We start from the raw sequence: 17452 nt of genomic DNA, 5'->3' as shown, positions 1-17452 counted from the left end.
CGTGCTGGCCGCCTCCGCCCACGACAACGCCGCCGGCACCGCCCTGCTCGACCAGGCCGCCGAGCGGTGCGGGATGCGTCTGGAGAAGGCCCTGGTGGAGCGGCCGCATTCCACCGGGGTGGAGTCCACGATCCACACGTCGTCACTCCACAGCGTGGTGTCGGTGGCCAGCACCCGGGTGGTGTGGCGGATCAGCGATGCCGCCGCCCGCAGAGGCTTGTTGTAGCCCGGCTGCTGAGGCAGATAGGGGAACAGATGGCGCAGGTGGGTGCGGGTGTGGCGCAGCCAGCGGGCCTCACTGGTGAAGCCGAGCAGGGCCTGCATCACCGCCAGGGTGACCAGTTCGGCGTCGCTCAGCTTGGGCGCTATGCCCACCCTCGGCCGCCACGGGGCCAAGTGCGGAGCCGCTTTCAGCAGATCGTCGATTCTCACGTGGAGTGCGGTCGCGAGGGTGTCCAGGTTGTTCGTCACACAACGATCTTGGACACCCTCGTTCGCGTCTCTAGGGGCACCCCTTGCGTCGGGCACGCTTCGTAACTGCCTGCGGTGGGAGCCGTAACCGCCGTAGGGGGTGGGCCATAACCCTCGCCGGGCAGACCGTCACTGATGCGGGATGGGGATGCCCGCCGCGCGAAGGTGCGCCTCGACCAGTCCGTTCAGCCGCGCGATGGACGGCGCCTCGTCCTCCCGGTGGTGGTTGACCACTCCGTACCGGGAGGCCGCGTCGGGCCGGTGCTGTCGCACGGGCGGCATCGTCAGCAGCGCGCGGTCGGCCAGCAGGTTGGCGGCCATCGCGGAGGCCAGCTCCTCGATCCGCGGGTCGTCGGGATCCCAGGACCTCGCCTCCCAGCCGCGCTTGGTCAGCTCGACGAACTCCGGGTCGCCCAGCCGGTGTTCCAGGTGGGCCAGGAAGGGGTCGAAGACCTCGGGAGCGAGCGCCCGCGACAGCACCAGGGCCTCCCGCTGGATGGTGACGTAGTCGGGGCTGAAGTCGAGCTCGGCGAGTCGCTCCAGGACCGCGCAGGCCCGGTCCGGCAGCAGGGCGCGGTCGCCGTGGGCGAGCCGGTGCAGGGTGTCGCGGCGGGCGGTCAGCTCCTCGATCTGGGCGGTGAGGCGGCCGTGGACGTCGTCCAGGGCGGCGGCGAACCGCTCGGGCTCGGCGTCGACCAGCTCGCCGACCTCGGCCAGCGGCACGCCCGCCCCGGCCAGGGCCCTGACCTGGACGAGGCGCAGCAGGTCGGCCGATCCGTAGCGCCGGTAGCCGGAGTGGTCCCGCTCCGGCTCGGCGACCAGGCCGAGCCGGTGGTAGTGCCGCACCGTCTTGACGGTGATTCCGACGAAAGCCGCCGCCTGACCGATCGTGAGCCCGTCCTTCATGCGGCGAGCCTACCTAGCGCACACATGTGGGCCTTGACCCTGACCTTGGGTCAGGGTCCACGCTCATCTCACACCCGCTGACGCGAGATGAGGAATCACCATGAGTGAGCAGAACACCGCCGCGCAGGACCGCCCCGAGCTGCGGAAGGCCATGCAGGAGATCGTCGACGCCGGCTTCGCCGGGGTGCAGCTGCGCCTACACGACGAGCGCGGCGAGTGGGTCGGAAGCGCCGGCGTGAGCGAGCTGGGCCGGACCGCGAAGCCGCCGACCGACGGGCACTTCCGGGTCGGCAGCGTCACCAAGACCTTCGTCGCGACCATCGTGCTGCAGCTCGTTGACGAGGGCAGGCTCGGCCTCGACGCCCCGGTGGCCGACCACCTGTCCGAGTTCGGGCTCGACCCGCGGATCACCGTACGGATGCTGCTGCAGCACACCAGCGGCCTGTTCAACTTCACCGGCGAGTTCGCCGCCGACGGGACGGTCGAGCCCGGTGTCGTCGCCGGCTTCGGCAAGGAGTGGGTCGACCTGCAGTTCGCGACGTACCGGCCGGAGGAGCTGGTGCGGGGCGCACTGGCCAAGCCCGCTCGGTTCGAGCCGGGGACGGCCTGGAGCTACTCCAACACCAACTACGTCCTGGCCAGGCTGCTGATCGAGAAGGTCACCGGACGTCCCCTGCCCGAGGAGACGCACCGGCGGATCCTGGGCCCGCTCGGGCTGACGGGCACCGTACTGCCGGAGACCGACGACACGATCCCCGAGCCGCACGCCCACGGCTACTTCGGCTACGAGGACGGCGGCCAGTGGAAGGTGGCCGACACCACCCGCTTCAACCCGTCCTGGATCTCCGCCGCCGGCGACATGATCTCGACCAGCCGGGACCTCCACACGTTCTTCTCCGCGCTAAACGGCGGCAGGCTCATCCCGTCGAGCCTGCTGGCCGAGATGCGCGTCCCGGACCCCACGATCGGCTACGGCCTGGGCGTGTTCGTGGAGGAACTGGAGGGCGGCGGCACCGTACTCCACCACAACGGAGGGTTCTGGGGCTGGGGCGCGCTGATGTACAGCACGCCCGACGGCACCAAGACCCTGACCGGCTCGCTGACCGGCGGGGACGTCCAAATGGACCTGCCCACGATGGCCGGGACCTTCGAGAAGGTGAAGAAGACGCTGGTCAAGGCGGTCTTCACCGACTAGGAAGGGCCACTCCTAGCTCCTCCTCGGCGGCAGGCAGTCCTTCTTCGGGGGATTGCCCTCCGGCCAGGCGATCTGGACGAAGCGCTGCGAGCCGTCCTGGGCCAGCTCCACGATCGGGACCGCCTTGTTGAACGGGTTGCCGAAGTTGTCCAGGCAGATCCAGCCGCTCGCGCCGTCGACCCGCAGGGAGCCCTTCACCTGCGGCCACTGCGTGCCCACGTCCGCGAGCTCCGGGTACTGGGCGCCCCTCCGCGCGGGAACTCCAAGACCGCTTCGGGATCGCCAACTCGACCGCACAGAATGCGGTGCGCGTACTCAAGCGCGAGGGTCTGGTCTACGCGGTCAAGGGCAGGGGCGTGTTCATCCGCCGCTCCGCACGGCAGGACGAGCCCCACCTTGGTGAGACGGGCATTCAGCACAGCCTGGACTTCACGCGCGACCGCGAACAGATGAAGAACTCGCCGCAGACCTCGCCGCCGCCGAGCAACGCCTCGCGCGCGCCGCCGACGCCTACACCGCGGCTGGTGCCCAGCTCGACGTCCTCACCCGCGAGGCCCTGCGCCGCGGCATACCCGTGCCAGCCACAGCTCGATCGTGCCCGGAACCTCGCTTCGGGGTCTGACCCGAGAGCAGCCGATTCTCGGTTCCTGCCCCGGGGAGGCCCCGGACGGTGAACGATGGTGATCGTGATGCAAGGGGACGTCGAAGCCAGGCTGCCGCTCAACCGCGCGGAGGCCTTCACGGCCTCGGAGGCTGCCGTCCGGTGGTGGGGAGCCGATGTGCCGGAGGACCCAGGAGCGGGTGAGCTGGCGCAGCTACTGGACGACATCGTTGAACGTCAGCGCGGGGAGCGAAACAGCGACCAGTCGCAGTCAGCCGCCATGCTCTTGGCTCAGGCGGCCGAGGCCTTGCGGGCAGTGGCCCGGCTCGGCAACCTCCTGCCAGCGATCTCGTTGTGGCACCTGAGGACCGCGCTCCGCCAGGAAGCCGCCGCCCGCGCCCAACTCGCCGAGCAGAGCGATCCCCAGCCGGTCGCGTCCTCCCGGTAGCCCGCGTCCCGCACCGCCGACCGGCGGTGCGGCGTGGCGCATCTATGGCGCCGACCTCACTGGATAGGGTGGCGCCCTGCGGCATCGGTCTGCTGCTCCTCACGCGAACCTCGGCCCACTGGTTCAAGGCGGAGGCGAAGAAGCTCGGCTTCGATCAGCGCCATCTCACCGACGCACCACCGCACACCAGTGCCTGTTCCTCACGCTCCGCGGGCCGACGGAGCGGAGCGAAAGGTACCCGCCATGCCGGACACCCAGATCAGCAGCCGCGCCCGGACCTACGCCCTCTACACCAGTGCTCCCCGCCAGCTCGCCTGCGACGTCGTCGCTGGCCTTCCCCGGCACGCACCTCTCATCCCAGCCCCCGTCCACCACGCGCAACTCCTGCTCGAGTCCGAGGCGTTCTACCGGATCCTCAGCTACCAGCGGGACTTCTTCGAGTTCCCCTTCGGGATCCGGTACGTACAGCCCACCGCGGAGGGAATCCGGCTCGACCTGGAGAGCAACGTCAGCCTCGACGGCCTGCTGGCCGCGCTGCTGCCCGGCCGTGTGCCGGTGGGCACCGGCCAGGATGAGATCCAGGGTCTCAACGGCCTTCGGATCACCGCACGCACCGATCGCGGCATCGAGCTCCGCCGCCTCGGCCAGCCGACCAGCATCCGACTCACCGGAGTGTCCCGACGCGCGTTCCAGAAGGCCGAGGCAGCCCTTGCCGATCGAACTCACGACATCGGAGGGGAGGCTTGCTGGCTCGCCGGCGAAACCTGGACGGCCCACGAGCGGCGCTGGGAGGACGAGCGCCAGCCCCTCACCTACGAGTCCACCTGGCGCGAGGCGGCCTGGCTCCCCAGCGGCCTGCTGCGCCGCCTCGGTCTCCTCCACACCGTTGCCGTCCCCCACGTCGTCACCGGCCACGAGGCACGGCTGGGGGAGTGGTGGATCCTGGAACTGGACCACGCTTCCGACACCGGCCTGCGCCGCGCCGAGTTGGTCCAGGCCCTCACCGACCCGGAGCACGGTCTGCCGCTGGAACTGCGCGGGCACCGCGATCTGACCCCCGGCGAGAGTCTCGGCCTGGTCCTCCTGAAGTCCCCGGACAACACGGCCACTCTCCAGTTGCGCTACGACCGCTTCGACTACCCGGTCAAGGAGGAGCGGGCGGAGATGTTCGCGGCGATCCGGCGGCGGATCAGTGCTCTGACGGGCGAGGCGCTGCTGCCGCCAATGCCCGGCTGCTCGGCCACCGGTTGAGCAAAGCCAGGAAACGGCACGGCCGTTGTCAACGCCCCTCACCCGACAGGGCCGCTGGCACACGAGGATCTGCTTCACCCCGCACATGTGCCGTACCGTTTTCGGACTGCGTCCGCACAGGGGAGGGGGCGGGCAGGACCGGGGAGAGGATGGCGGCGGGGTGGGCGGGGACGACACGGAGACGTGGGGCGAGAGAGCGGTTTGCCGGACCGGAGACCCGGACGAGCTGTTCGTCGAGGGCGCGGCCCAGAACGGGGCCAAGGCCGTCTGCACGGGGTGCCCGGTGCGCACTGAGTGCCTCGCCTACGCCCTCGATCACCGGATCGAGCATGGAATCTGGGGTGGGATGACCGAACGTGATCGGCGAGCCCTCCTGCGCCGGCGCCCGCTTGTCACGTCTTGGCGTCGCTTGCTCGAGGCCGCCCGGTTCGAACATGAGCGGCTCGTCCGCCCCGAGGATGACGCGCCGGACTGGGAAGCAACCGCTTGACGGCCCGGCCCCGGCGCGATTCCTACAGCAGATCGACTTCGGCGTCGAGGTACCCGAATGCGTGGGCCATGTGCACCAGTGCCTCCCGAAGCAGGCGCTGCCGCTCGGACCGGTCCATGGCCGGCGCCGCGGTGATGGCGACGGCCAGCTGCGACCTGGGGCCGTTGTCGTTCGGTCCGAGCGGTCCCAAGTCGACGAACGTGTGCAGTCCCGGCAGGACGCCGTTGTCGGCGGGCTGTTCGCACGTCATCCGCAGTTCGGTGGTGGGCGGCGCGGCCCACGACAGTCCGGCCGGATCGCCGACGACATCGGGCAGCAGCTCGGCGGCCGTCTCCCATGCGGCGAGCAGCACGGCCTGGACCTCGTCGAGGCCCAACTGCGTGTTCCAGCCGGGTCCGAGGGCCGCCGCCCACGACTCCGGGTTCTCGATCAGGACGTCCGCGCAGGCGACTACGGTGGACTCCATCGTGGTGGGCAGGGCGAGCATGACGGAGGCCTTCACCGCCGGGGTGCCGTCGGGCCCGGCGATCGTGCACGTGTAGCTGGCGGACCGGGCCGAGTTGCCGAAAGGCCCCCGCTCCCAGCGAGCGGCGGGCAGCTCAGCGCCCCGGCGGCGGGACAGGAGCGTCACCGCGCCGGCCACCGCACTGTGCGGATGCGCTCGAGCTGCGTGCGCCGGGACTTGTTGATCTCCAGCGTGCTCGCCTCGGCCTAGGGCAGGTTCACCAGGGCCCGCAGGCGCAACGCCGGCGCCTGGCCGCCGGTCGCGATCTCGGCCGAGCGGCCCTGGTTCAGGCTGAAGCGGGGGACCGGCTGCCACCGCCACACGCCGCGTCCTGAGCACGTCAATCGGCCCGGACCCCACGAGCCGCCGTCGAGGTCCACGCGCCGGGCGTCAGCCGGGATCACCCACGGGGCGTCCGTGCCCGCCAAGGGGCGGGGGAAGCCGACGGCCGCAAGCGGATCCTCACCGCCCGGCGCCCGACGGCCGGTGTCGACGATCGCCTGCCAGACCGGCTCGGCGACGACCACCGCAGGGCGCCCGGGCACACGTTTGCCCATTTCGCGGGGGTGCCGAAGACGATCGTCTATGACCGGACCAAGACGGTCGTGCGTCAGCACGTCGTCCCGGGGAAGGCGGTCCCTCTGCATCCGGAGGCGGTGGCGTTCTCCGGGCACTACGACTTCGACGTGGACGTCCTGGCGGCCTATCGCCCCACGGGGAAGGGACGGGTCGAGCGGCAGGTGACGATCGTGCGCGAGCACGTGCTGGCCGGCCGCTCGTTCAACTCCGTCCTGGAGCTGGACGCGGCGTTCGCGGCCTGGGTTCCCATCCGCCGGGCCCGCGTCCACCGCACCCACGGCGAGGTCATCGGGGTCCGGGCCCGCCGCGATCACGCAGCCCTTCGCTCGCTGCCCCGGCAGCCCTATGTGGTCGCTGACCGGCATCTGCGGTTCGTCGGTAAGGACTGCCTCGTCGCCTTCGAGGCCAGCCTGTATTCGGTTCCCGCCCGCCGGGTCCGGCCGCGGCAGCTGGTCGAAGTCCGCGCCGGTGTCGACAGCGTCTCGCTGCACCTGCTGACCGCGGACACCTCCGGCTCCACGCTGCTGGCCGTCCACCCCAGGGCCAAGATCCGCGGCTCGTGGGTGGTCGACGACGCCCACTGGGAGGGCCTGCCCGACGGACACACCCGCGCCGTCACTGCCACGGCCCCCGAGCCGACGGTCTCCCAGCCCGCCGCGGCCGGCGGCGGAGTGCTGGACGACTGGCTGGCCCGTCTGCCCGGCGCGCAGGTCACCGTCAGCCGTCGGCCCCTGGCCTTCTACGAGTCCCTGGCCTCCGTCACCCCGATCGTCCCGGCCCCCGGGAAGCAGCCCGACAAGGACACCGCATGATCCCGCACTGTGATTCGAAGGAGTACGCGTGAGTGAGCTGGTCGCCGACCGGATCCGGGCAACCGCCGCCAAGCTCGGCCTGCCCCACCTCGCCTGCAGTCTTGACCACCTCGTCAACCGCGCGGACGCCGCGAAGATGGGCTACCTCGACCTGCTGGACCTGACGTTGTCGGAGGAACTCGCGATCCGGGAGGACCGCCGCTTCCACCAGGGCCTTCGGCTGTCCAAGCTTCCGCACCACAAGACGCTGGACGAGTACGACTTTTCGTTCCAGCCCGACCTCGACCCCCGCAAGATCAAGGACCTCGCCACCCTGTCGTTCGTCCAGAACAAGGCCAACGCCGCCCTGCTCGGACCGCCCGGGGTGGGCAAGACGCACATCGCCGTCGGTCTTGCGGTCGCCGCCTGCCGGGCCGGCTACTCAATCTACTTCACGACCCTCGACGACATGGTCCGCCACCTCAAAGCCGCCGACGACATCGGCCGGCTCGCCCGCAAGATGCACCTACCTGCGGCCGAACGTCCTCGTTCTCGATGAGGTCGGCTACCAGCCCCTCGGCCGGGCCGAAGCCAACCTCGTTTTCCAGCTCATCTCGAAGCGATACGAGAAGGGCTCGATCATCCTGACCTCGAACAAGACCTTCACCGAATGGGGCCAGTTCTTCGGCGACGATGTCCTCGCAGGCGCGATCCTGGACCAGCTCCTGCACCACTGCCACATCGTTCCGATCAACGGCAACAGCTACCGGCTGAAGAACCACATCACCGCTTTGCAGGACATGGCCAGCGCCGCCACCTGACCGCTCGGGCGAAGTGGCGGACACCGTCGTCCGCGGCGCGTGGTCCGCCACTTCCAGGTCAGAGATCGCCCTGGACCCGAGCATGCAGATGCTCGTCGTGCCATCCATCTGCATGAAGCAGAGCACTTCGCATGGTCCCCTCCAGGGGAAACCCCGCCTTGGTCGCCACCCTGCATGAGGCCGGATTCGCAACGGAGTGGGTGATCCGGAGGCGGTGCAGACCGAGGTCGTCCAGAGCCCACCGGCTAATCAGCTCCGTTGACTCAACCATGGCACCATGGCCACGGCCCTCAGGCAGAAGCCAGTACAAGAACTCGGCGCTTCCTCCGTGAAGGTCGATGTCGCCGAGCCCAATCAACCCCACGGGCCTGGCACTCGGAGCGGCGATCGCCCAGATCCCGGCTTCCTCGTCCTGCCAGCGCTGCCCCCACCGCGAGATTTTCTCGCGGGCCTCGTCCAGCGACAGGTAACCAGTGCGGTTCCACATCTGAATGTCCGGATCATGGCAGGACCTGACCAGTACCTCGGCGTCCTGTTCCCGCCATGGGCGCAGCAGGAAGCCGCTGCTGAGGCGGAACACCGGCTGATCACTCCGACTCCTGCTGCCGACAGTGACCACAGAAGGTATCGAATCCATCGCAGCATCATGTCAATCGCTGAAACCACAGCTGCCTTTGCACCCGTCCGGGCGACGAGCAGAGATCGAGAGCACAAACAAGCACCCTCTGACAGAGCTCTGCACTCCACCCCGTACTTCGCTCTGCAGATGAACTCGTACGCCGACAACTGGCCGACAGCGATCCCCGGCCTGTGGCTCAGCGGGTCCTGACCGCCATTACCGCAATCCCTCTCGAGCTGACGAGATCGATGCCTGGTACGAGGCCTACTTCGAGGAATAAGGACTCTCGCGTCCGGCGCCGCGACCACCGGCGCCGGACGCGACGAGTTCTTCGTCCTCAGCCTCGCTCGGCGGCTGCCGCCGAGGCGCCATCGGTCGGCGTCCGTGAGGTTGCCGACCCTGGAGGCTTCCGGTCGAGCTGCGGCGCAGGCAAGGTGTGCGGCGGCCGCTCCCGAAGGGACAGCAGAAGGTCGCGGGCCGCGATCGCGTCACCGAGGGCGCGATGTCGGCCGCCCAGCCGGCGGCGGGTGGTGGTGCCCAGCCACATCGAGCGGCGCTTCATCAGGCACTGCCACGCCTGCACCGAGTGCAGCCGGCCTGGATCGACGCCGCGTGCCCGGGCGTGGCCGACGGTCATCCGCCTGTCGAAGTCGCTGTTGTAGGCGAGCAGGACCCTCTGGTCGACCGCGGCCAGGACCTCGGGCAGGACGACGCTCCACGGCCTGGCGTCGGCCAGCATGCTGTTGGTGATCCCGTGCACCCGGGTGGCCCCGGCCGGGATGGGGATGCTCGGACCGGGGTGGACGAGGGTGTCAATGAGGACGGAGCCGTCGTGCGCGTCGACGGCGGCTACCTCGATCACGCGATCCGTGGAAGATATCTGGCCCACCGGCCCGAGCAGCACCAGCCGCTGGGCATCGACAGCCCGAACGAGCCGCGGCGGCAGCAGCGCCGTGACCTCTTCGCGGTCGGGGCCGCCGCCGGGCGTCGGCGCCCAGTCGAGCGTCCACCGGTCCGCAGCCGCGCTGTAGCGAGCCCAGGCATCCACCCCTGCGGCGCGCAAGGCCGCGGTGACGTCGTCGACCAGCCGATCTCGCTCGGAGGCGGACCCGGCGAGCTCGCGCCAGGGCGAGGGACATCGGGCCTCGGCGCTGCGCGCCGCCGCCCATTCCAGCGGTTCGGCAGCGACGGCGTCGAGCGCCGAGGCGGCGAAGCGGAGCGTCCCGACGGAGGTGCGGCCGACGGGGACGAGAAGCCCGGCTTCGACGAGGTAGGCGAACTCGCGCCGGTGCAGCCCCAGGTAGCGGCGGGCCTGCTCAGGGCCGAGGCTCCGGCCAGCCTCGGTGCGTGCGCGGGCTGGCGCGGGGACGGCGGCCGTGGCCTGGATGTCCGTCTGGTGCGGTTGCATCGCCGAGTCCCTTGAGTCCCTACGCCTTCGAACCGTTGTCTTGGCTGGCCTGGTCGGCCAGGTGGAGAACGCTCCTGGCGCCGAAGACGGTGTCGAACAGCACCAGGCCGCCGCCCTGGTCGGTTCCGGCAGCCGCGTCACGCATCCGCGTAACCGGCGCGTGCGAGATCACTCTCCATGACGCGCGCGTACTTCTTCCAGCCCCTGAACTGGTAACACGGTGTGCCCTCTCCAGCTGCTCCGAACGGCCCTGCCTCTGTCCCGGTCAGACTGCCAGCCGCCACCGGCACCACCCCCGCCAGCGATCGAACCCAGATCGAAACCGCGACCAGCTGTGCGACCTGTGGGGCCGCCCCGGCCGCCGAACCGCAGCCGTAGGCTCTCGGTACCCACACAAGCCGCCGAATCGGTCGGCACGGGTGGTCATCGTCCCTGTGCCGGGCTTGCCATGAGAGCGGGCCAGGGGCCGCCGCACCGGGTCCGTGCGTAGCGGTGCAAGTGCGAGGTCACCGTGGAGCGGACGGTGGCAGGGAGGGTCTTGTCGTTGCTCAGCTTCCGGTACCAGTCAGGGGGCTGGGCGGTGGTCCCCGCAAGCATGGAGAAGGCGGTGACGGCCTGCTTGCCGAGGTTCTCCTCGGCCCGGGCGAGGTCGAGCACGAAGCCGCGTCGCTCTCCGGCGGGCAGATGCGCGAGCGTCAGACCCACGGTCTCCATGGTGAAGTGGGCGAAGTCGGCGGACACGCCGTTGGACCGGGAGCCGAGCCGTTGGGCGGCGGTGACGAGTCCGCGGGCGGCCTCCTCCGGGTGGGGCGTGGCGAGGCGGCCCAGGAGGTGGGCTGCCAGCTGGGCCGTGGTCCGGTCGATGGCGCTGAGCATGGCGGTGTCTGGGAGGGTCAGGTCAAGCACGGTGTCGACCACAGCGGGGGCGTCCGTCGGGATGAGGGGGTGGCGGTGGGCGAGGAGCGCCGCAAGGGCGTCGTGCGGCGCGACGGCGCCGGCCTGCCGGTGCGGCCGGGTCTCGCAGTCATCTCTCAGCTGCTCCAGCAGCGCCGTCAGCCGTGGCCAGTGCCAGTCCGCGTGGTGGACGCAGGCTTTCACCAGGCGCAGGAGGGCCGGGTAGGTCTGGTCACCGAGCGCGAGCGCCGAGGCGATGGCGTCCGGAGTAGGGGGAGCCCACGTCCAGTGAGTGGTCAAGGCGTTCCACAGGGCGATCTCCTCCGCGGAGTCGAGGCGGGGCGGGCAGCGGCGGAGCGATTCCACGACCCGCGGGGGCGGGACGAGGTTCTGCTTGCCCGCGGCATCGACCAGGGCGCCTAGCTTGGCGGGCGATTTCGTCTTGAGTGCTTCCTTCACCAGCTCCGTGAGGATGTCCTGGGTGAGGTGGGCCAGCACCTTGCGGGCGACGTCCGGTGACCAGCCGGCCTTGGCGCGGGCCTCATCAGTGGCCTGGGTCCAGCTCTTCACGGCGGACAGCGCCGGAGCGTGGCCTCCAGCGGCCGCTGGGCCCACCAGGTTGACCAGGCCGGCGCGGGTGAGCCAGAGCTCGGACCGGCTGTCGTCGGGAAGCAGCTCTGGCAGCCGGGCCAGGGCAAGCCCGCCAGCCAAGGCCATCCTCACCGCGTCCAACATCAGCGACGCCGTGGTGCGGGAGCCGTCCGACTCCTTACTCGGGCCGGGAAGTGTCGACAGGGCGGTACGGCAGGCCTCGACCAATGCCCTGCGCAGCGGGGTGTCCGTGCCGAGCAGGACCGGGACGAGGACATGGAGCACCACGGCCGTCTGCGCCCCGGGAGAGCACACCGACTCCAGTTCGGCGACCGCGGCACGGGCGCGCTCCTCGTCCAGGGCCGCGGCCACTCGCGCGGCCCCGTGCAGCCGCGCCCGGCCCGCGCCTCGGTCGCAGTCTTCGAGAGCGGTGGATAGAAGAGCGGCCGCTTCCTCTTTCGTGGCCGGCTGCGCGCCCTCCCACAGGATCCCGACAGCCCGCTCGAACTCCGCGACCGTTTTCGGGGTCTTCGAGGGGCGTTCGTCGAGCAGGGTCTCGAACGCGCGTAGGGCCTTCTGGCGCCGACTCGCCCGCTGGGCCGGGGGCAGGCGAAGCACGCACGCTTCGACCTGTTTGGCGGCGTCGGCGACGACCCTGTAGGACTCCACCGTGATCAGAGCCCGGCACACCTGCGTGATCCATTCCAGGCTTGATTTCGGGTCATGGGGGAACAGCGCGGCGAACAGGTTGATCCAGTCCGTCTTGTGAGTGTTCAGTTCCGCAGGCTTTCGTTGGACCCACCACGCCAGGCGCTGCTGATCGGTGCAGAAGTCGACGGTGCTCTCGGGGTGCTGGCTCGCCATCCGGCCCACCGTCGCGAACAGCACCCGGCGCAACGCCGGACGCGCCTCCGTCAGCGGCCACACCACCGTCAGGTCCTCGACCCACCGCCCGGGCTCCTTGTGCACATGACCGGGCAGCCGTTCAAGGAACCGCTGCACCCCCACGTGTGAGGCGCGGCACAGTGCGGCGTGCGCCGCGACGATGTCGTCCTCGGCGGGGCGCCGCATGTCGGCATACCACTCCAGGGCACGGTCGGACAGGTCTGGATGCTCCAGCAGAGGCCGCAGCAGCACGCTGTCAGTACCCGAGTCCGCCCGCGGGATGAGCTGCCCGGCCACCGCCGCCAGGACCAGATCGGTTGGGTGCTCGGTCATCCGGGCGACGAGCTCCTTCCCGCGGCCGGCGTGCCGCAGGTACTCGGCGGCCATGAACTCGAAGAACGTCTGGTGGAAGAACCGCAGACCGCCCGCGGGCGCGTCAGCAAGCAGGCCTCTGCGCCGCAGCTCGGCCAGCTCAGCGTCGATGCGCTCGCGGGGCAGGGCCAGAAGCCGTTCCAGGGCGTCGCCCGCGTCGCGGGGCCGGTACTCGATGGTGTTCGCGCTCAGCATGTACCGGGCCAGAGCGCGTGCGGTGTCCGACAGGTTCCAGCCCGCTCGCCCTGACTGCTCCTTTTCCCCGGCCCGGGAGTCCTTCAGCACGCGCCGGATCCGGACCTGCTCGAACAGGCCGGCGGCGTCGATCTGAGTCAGCGGCGGATTCGGGGCGTACAGGTCGAATAGGAGACGGAGGTAGAGCGGGTTGCGGCACACCTCCCGGATCGGCAGCCCCTGGTAGACCGCGTCCAGAATGTCCGCCCCCAGCCGTTCGGCCACCGAGGGACCGTACAAGGTGGCCGGGCAGAACACGTTGGCATGACGCTGCACCGCCTCGCGGCACTCCTCCTCCGAATACAGACCCAGCGCGATTTGAGGACGACGGAACGCAACCGCCTCAGCCTCCTCGGCCTCTCCGTCGATCCCTTCGGGGCAGGGAGGAAACTGCAGTTCGACGGCCTCCTCGGGGCGGCAGGTGAGGATCACCGCAACACCCATCCGGTCCATGGCCCTCAGCAGCTCCTGAACCGCCTCCGTCCCCCGAGGGTGGGCGACCAGCAGATCCAGCGTGTCGACCAGCACGACCGGCCGGTCCTTCAGCAGCTGCACGCAGCTAACAGCCCTGACCAGGCCATCGACGCTCACCCCGGTCTCGCCCCCCGCCTCGGTGAGCCCCTCGATGAGATAGCTCGCCCGTACGAAAAGCGGCTGCACACCTTCCGAGCCGGACAACTGTCCGAACAGGCTCCACAACAGGGACGTCTTCCCGGACCCGGGCTCCCCGACGACCAGTTGCGCACTGCCCGCCTGCGCTGTGAGCGCCCGGTCCAGAATGGACGCCTCGGCCGCCCGCCGTACGTACAGGTCGTTCAGGTCGATACGACCATCGACCTGAGACGCGTCAACGGGGACCACCGAAGCATCCCGGTGCGCCTCTTCGCTGAGCTCCATCAGTCGCTTGAAGTGCTTGTACCCGGCCGTGTGCCGAGCAGCGCTGAACGCCAGCAAGTTGCGCGCGGTCTGGTCGAACTCCTTCAGTCGCTCCTTTGACCACCGCGTTCCGGGGCACCCCAACCGCTCCCACGCCCTGAGCTTGATCAGAGCCGGGTGCAACGTGTCCAGCTTGGGGACATTGTCGCCTTTCAACCAGGCCGCGATAGCCGGCTGGCTGACGCCGAGCAACTGGGCCATGTCCTTCTGGAGTGCTGGAGGGAGGCCCGCCTCCTGAGGCAGCACCTTGGTCAGTCGCGTGAACAGCACACCGAACTCCGGATCCCCCATTCGCCGTCCCCATCCCCTTCGCGAGCCCACGCCAGCAGGAATGTTGTACCTCACCGCGCCTGCCTCCGCGCCGGAGACGGCCCGGAGGCGTGGGCGGCGGCCGCACTGAATCGGACTGAACACTGAAACGCAGCCGTCTGACCAGCAGCTTCCTTCCGAACTCCAGCGCTGAATCCCACCGAACGCGCCACCACCCTCCACTCTCGGAGCCGTCAACAACAGGGACCCGAGGAGGGGATCATGTTTCACACCGTCACCGCCGCAGCCGCCACCACGTGTACCCGGCCCGGCTTCGCCGACCTCGCGCTGGACTTCCTGCCCTGGGCACTGATCGTCCTGCTCGCGAGCATGATCATGGGGTCCGCTGTCGGGTGGATCAGCCGGCGGGCTGGGGACAACGGATGGGAGTCGCTGCGGCACGGGCTGACGGCTTGGGTGACTTGCACCGGCCCGCTCGTGGCCGTGCTGCTGTGCCTGCTCACCCTCGCCAGCCAGTGCCGATGAACCAACCCGCGTTAACCGGACAGCACGTAGCAGCGGCTCAGCCCGGCGGGCACAAGCCCCGCCGGGTCAGCGCAGACCCTGCTGGCGCGAAAGCGGCGGCGGGTCCCGGCGCCGCCGTCGCGGCGTTGAGGCCAAGGTGCCGTTGAACCGACTCCGCCGACGCCCAGGCCGTGATGGCCGTGCAAGCGGAGCACCCGCGATGGCGTCGCGCCTGCTGACGCGGCGCTCCTGGCTCCTGATCGCCTCGAACCTCGACTGCCTCCTCGAGGCGGTCGGCCATGAGACCGCCGACCGCCTCGTCGCCGTCGCCGAGCAAGCCGAACTCTTCGCCCGCCCCCGCCCGACCCTGCGCTGGTAGCAGCCGCACAACCAGCGTCTCCACCTCATCTCAGTGGACGTTAAGTCCGTTTCTGGTAGCGGCCGCGATCGGGTTGGGTGAGGAAGCCTTGGCGGGTGAGGCGTCCGAGGCGGCTGCGGGTGATGTTGACGGACGTCTCGTGGGTGGGCATGCCGAGGAGTTCGTGCAGCTCACGAGCCCTGAATGCCTGGTCGGGGTGCTGGTTGAAGGCGTTCACGATGGCCTGGTAGGCGGTGTTCGTCTCGGTCGGATCGGGCTCGTCTCCGGTCGGCGCGAGTTCCGCGATGACCTTCCGGGTGGTGGTCGGATCCGCAAGTCGCGCTTCGGTCTCGGCCAGGGCGGCGGTGAGGTGCTCGATCTGGCCGTGTAGTTCCCCGGCTCGGGCGGTGGCCTCGTGGTGCTGGGTCTGGAGGCCGGCGAGGAGTTCGGCGGCGTTCACGCGGCCAGTTGGAGAGTGTCGCGCCAGGCGGGACTCGGTGTCGTGAGGCGGCGGGTCATGTTCGCGGTGGAGGCCCAGTAGACGCGTGAGGCGGAGGTGTCGGGCCGGTGGTCGTACTCACGGGTCAGACGCCGGTGCAGCATCAGCGTGCGGGGCGGCTGCCCCGTGTCCTCTGGCTACTCCACCGCCCGGCGCCTGAGGATCCAGCGGGTGATGGTGCGGGCTGTGAGCGGCCGCGGCGCGTACCCCGTGTACCCTCCCTTGACCAGTACATGTCCCAAGGGGATCGCATTGTCTTCTCGTTCCGTTGCCGCCCGAATCGGCGTGAGCTTCGCCGCTCTCGTCCTTACCGCCTGCGGGCCGGCGGACGCGGCCGGGGGCGGTGGCAGCCCTCATCCGTCGGCCTCGCCGACGGCCGCCGCAGCCGGGCCCTATGCCGACAAGTCGCCCGAGGAGATCCAGCGGTTGGCCTACGAAGAGACGCGGACGGCCACCTTCAAGAAGGTGCGGGGTCATGTGACCGCGGAGGGGATGACCGCTTCCCTGGACCTTTCCTTCGCCAATGTCGACTGTGCGGGCACGTTCAGCGCCGAGGGGCGCGGTCGGACGGAGGTCCACGCCACACCCAAGGTCGTCTATGCCAAGCGCGACGCCGATGCGTGGCGGGCGGCCTTCAACGGGACCAAGGCCCAGGAGGACCTGGTGGTCGAGCGGGTCGCCGGCCGCTGGTTCAAACTCGGCGCCGACCTTTCGGACGCGAAGAGCCTCGCTTACGGGTGCCAGCTGTCGAACCCGACGATACTGCTGGAGCAGGAGCTGCCTCCCGAGATCAGCAGGGGGGCATCTGCCACCGTCGACGGACAGCCCGCCTTCATGCTCACGTATCCGGGTACGGAGGGCGGGACCGTCACCGACTACATCGCTGCGCAGGGCCGCCCCTACCTGCTGAAGCGGACCGAGACCGGCCGGCAGCCGTCCGAGTTCACCTTCTACGACTACGAGACGGTCACCCAGCTCCGGCCTCCCGCCGACAACGAGGTCGTCGCCACCGACGGGCTCTGAACCCGGCGCCAGGCGAGCAGAGATATGCGCCGGGGCGGTACCGGCTGGGGTGCCACCGGCGAGCGATGATGTTGTCGGCCTCGGCGGGTGGAAACCGGTCGCCGGTGCTCGCCCAGTTGGTCCAGGCCGACGAGGACACGGTGCAGGAGGCCACCTTCATGATGGCGTGATCCCCTGGCGGAACGGTTCTGCAATCTCCGCTCCTCAGCACGTGCTGCAACCGGGCGATCAGGGAGCCTGGTGGAAGGGGATGGGTATGTCGTGAGCCTTCAGAGCCGCCGTGTAGCGAGCCAGCAGTTCGTCGAGGTTGGAGAGGAGGATGGCCGCAGCCTCGCGGGCTTCGCCGACGTCGCCCTGGTCGCATGCTTCTACGATTTCGGCGACGTCTGCGCGGATGATCGACAGGGAGTCTCCCTGGATCAGCACGCCCGGAAAGTTGCGCTGGGGCAGACGGACGACCGCGTCGTTCCCCGGGTCCGTGAACAGCTCAGCCTCGATACGTTCCATCTGATCATCCAACCTGAGACCTGCCCTCGTTTCCAGGTGTAGTCATCACGGAAGAGCGGTCAGAACCTCATAGTTGTCCATTGATGCCGGCTGTCGTAGCTTGTCACAGCCGCTGTGACTGAGCTGCCATGGGTGGCCCAACCGACATGGCCGCGCTCATCGACCGCCCGACAGACGCAGCTCTCGGCGTGCCGAGGCCTTCGCACCGGCGAGCGGCTGCGTGGGCCAGGTTTCCGCTGAGGATCTTCGCCTGGCCTGCGACTCGCCCACGGGTTCCGGATGGTTCTCCGGTAG

At 69.8% G+C, this 17452-nt stretch carries 20 protein-coding genes and 2 pseudogenes; 10 read left to right on the top strand and 12 right to left on the bottom strand.

Annotated elements, in window-relative coordinates:
- Together AC068A_RS33565 and AC068A_RS33560 are read right to left on the bottom strand one after the other, a co-directional pair.
- On the bottom strand, positions 1-471 hold a 471-nt coding region (locus AC068A_RS33565), incomplete at its 3' end, for a transposase family protein (RefSeq protein ID WP_478590060.1).
- Between the two features lie 129 nt (positions 472-600).
- Positions 601-1377: a MerR family transcriptional regulator gene (locus AC068A_RS33560; protein ID WP_478590059.1), complete on the bottom strand. Its 777-nt coding sequence runs from the start codon at positions 1375-1377 to the stop codon at positions 601-603.
- Positions 1378-1477: 100 nt separating this feature from the next.
- Between AC068A_RS33560 and AC068A_RS33555 the strand changes: the two genes are divergently transcribed.
- Positions 1478-2572, top strand: a complete 1095-nt coding sequence (locus AC068A_RS33555; RefSeq protein WP_478590058.1) for a serine hydrolase domain-containing protein — start codon at positions 1478-1480, stop codon at positions 2570-2572.
- Between the two features lie 12 nt (positions 2573-2584).
- Here the strand turns inward: AC068A_RS33555 and AC068A_RS33550 are convergent.
- A pseudogene (locus tag AC068A_RS33550) lies at positions 2585-2818 on the bottom strand (hypothetical protein); the annotation flags it as partial.
- A gap of 32 nt (positions 2819-2850) precedes the next feature.
- On the opposite strand from AC068A_RS33550, the gene AC068A_RS33545 reads away from it, so the two are divergent.
- From AC068A_RS33545 to AC068A_RS33530, 4 genes are all read left to right on the top strand, one after another.
- On the top strand, positions 2851-3246 hold the full coding sequence (locus AC068A_RS33545) for a hypothetical protein (protein WP_478590061.1): 396 nt from the start codon (positions 2851-2853) through the stop codon (positions 3244-3246).
- A 3-nt stretch (positions 3247-3249) separates the two neighbouring features.
- Positions 3250-3621, top strand: a complete 372-nt coding sequence (locus AC068A_RS33540; protein ID WP_478590057.1) for a hypothetical protein — start codon at positions 3250-3252, stop codon at positions 3619-3621.
- Between the two features lie 243 nt (positions 3622-3864).
- Positions 3865-4872: a hypothetical protein gene (locus AC068A_RS33535; RefSeq protein WP_478590056.1), complete on the top strand. Its 1008-nt coding sequence runs from the start codon at positions 3865-3867 to the stop codon at positions 4870-4872.
- Between the two features lie 85 nt (positions 4873-4957).
- Complete coding sequence (locus AC068A_RS33530; RefSeq protein ID WP_478590055.1) at positions 4958-5362, top strand: WhiB family transcriptional regulator; 405 nt, start codon at positions 4958-4960, stop codon at positions 5360-5362.
- A 22-nt stretch (positions 5363-5384) separates the two neighbouring features.
- On the opposite strand, the gene AC068A_RS33525 is transcribed toward AC068A_RS33530, so the two are convergent.
- Both AC068A_RS33525 and AC068A_RS33520 read right to left on the bottom strand, forming a co-directional pair.
- Positions 5385-5993 (bottom strand): hypothetical protein, encoded by a 609-nt coding sequence (locus AC068A_RS33525; RefSeq protein ID WP_478590054.1) that lies wholly within the window; start codon positions 5991-5993, stop codon positions 5385-5387.
- Between the two features lie 80 nt (positions 5994-6073).
- Entirely contained in the window at positions 6074-6424 is a 351-nt protein-coding gene (locus AC068A_RS33520; protein ID WP_478590053.1) for a hypothetical protein, read from the bottom strand.
- A 9-nt stretch (positions 6425-6433) separates the two neighbouring features.
- On the opposite strand from AC068A_RS33520, the gene AC068A_RS33515 reads away from it, so the two are divergent.
- Both AC068A_RS33515 and istB read left to right on the top strand, forming a co-directional pair.
- A complete protein-coding gene (locus AC068A_RS33515) occupies positions 6434-7258 on the top strand; it encodes a Mu transposase domain-containing protein (RefSeq protein WP_478590052.1) in 825 nt (274 codons plus the stop codon).
- A gap of 28 nt (positions 7259-7286) precedes the next feature.
- A pseudogene (gene istB, locus AC068A_RS33510) lies at positions 7287-8058 on the top strand (IS21-like element helper ATPase IstB).
- A 58-nt stretch (positions 8059-8116) separates the two neighbouring features.
- Here the strand turns inward: istB and AC068A_RS33505 are convergent.
- From AC068A_RS33505 to AC068A_RS33490, 4 genes are all read right to left on the bottom strand, one after another.
- Positions 8117-8695, bottom strand: coding sequence for a GNAT family N-acetyltransferase (locus AC068A_RS33505; RefSeq protein WP_478590051.1), 579 nt, complete (start codon positions 8693-8695; stop codon positions 8117-8119).
- A 319-nt stretch (positions 8696-9014) separates the two neighbouring features.
- Complete coding sequence (locus tag AC068A_RS33500; RefSeq protein ID WP_478590050.1) at positions 9015-10085, bottom strand: 3'-5' exonuclease; 1071 nt, start codon at positions 10083-10085, stop codon at positions 9015-9017.
- 19 nt (positions 10086-10104) lie between these two features.
- Complete coding sequence (locus tag AC068A_RS33495) at positions 10105-10230, bottom strand: hypothetical protein (protein WP_478590049.1); 126 nt, start codon at positions 10228-10230, stop codon at positions 10105-10107.
- Positions 10231-10508: 278 nt separating this feature from the next.
- Positions 10509-14489 carry an NACHT domain-containing protein gene (locus AC068A_RS33490; protein ID WP_478590048.1) on the bottom strand — a complete coding sequence of 1327 codons (3981 nt, stop codon included), beginning with the start codon at positions 14487-14489 and terminating at the stop codon, positions 10509-10511.
- Between the two features lie 39 nt (positions 14490-14528).
- On the opposite strand from AC068A_RS33490, the gene AC068A_RS33485 reads away from it, so the two are divergent.
- Both AC068A_RS33485 and AC068A_RS33480 read left to right on the top strand, forming a co-directional pair.
- Positions 14529-14792: a hypothetical protein gene (locus tag AC068A_RS33485; protein WP_478590047.1), complete on the top strand. Its 264-nt coding sequence runs from the start codon at positions 14529-14531 to the stop codon at positions 14790-14792.
- Positions 14793-14991: 199 nt separating this feature from the next.
- Complete coding sequence (locus AC068A_RS33480; protein WP_478590046.1) at positions 14992-15150, top strand: hypothetical protein; 159 nt, start codon at positions 14992-14994, stop codon at positions 15148-15150.
- 40 nt (positions 15151-15190) lie between these two features.
- Here the strand turns inward: AC068A_RS33480 and AC068A_RS33475 are convergent, their stop codons facing one another.
- Together AC068A_RS33475 and AC068A_RS33470 are read right to left on the bottom strand one after the other, a co-directional pair.
- On the bottom strand, positions 15191-15589 hold the full coding sequence (locus AC068A_RS33475; protein ID WP_478590045.1) for a hypothetical protein: 399 nt from the start codon (positions 15587-15589) through the stop codon (positions 15191-15193).
- Positions 15586-15732, bottom strand: a complete 147-nt coding sequence (locus AC068A_RS33470) for a hypothetical protein (protein ID WP_478590044.1) — start codon at positions 15730-15732, stop codon at positions 15586-15588. Before AC068A_RS33470 ends, AC068A_RS33475 begins: the two co-directional genes overlap by 4 nt.
- 181 nt (positions 15733-15913) lie before the next feature.
- Here AC068A_RS33470 and AC068A_RS33465 point away from each other — a divergent pair, with 181 nt between their 5' ends.
- A complete protein-coding gene (locus tag AC068A_RS33465) occupies positions 15914-16651 on the top strand; it encodes a hypothetical protein (RefSeq protein ID WP_478590043.1) in 738 nt (245 codons plus the stop codon).
- A gap of 228 nt (positions 16652-16879) precedes the next feature.
- Here the strand turns inward: AC068A_RS33465 and AC068A_RS33460 are convergent, their stop codons facing one another.
- On the bottom strand, positions 16880-17158 hold the full coding sequence (locus AC068A_RS33460) for a DUF6959 family protein (protein WP_478590042.1): 279 nt from the start codon (positions 17156-17158) through the stop codon (positions 16880-16882).
- Between the last annotated feature and the right edge of the window lie 294 nt (positions 17159-17452).

The organism is Streptomyces sp. NPDC043854 (genome assembly GCF_056436005.1).
The sequence above is the reverse complement of the archived record's forward strand: the minus strand, read 5'-3'. Positions and strand labels throughout refer to the sequence as shown.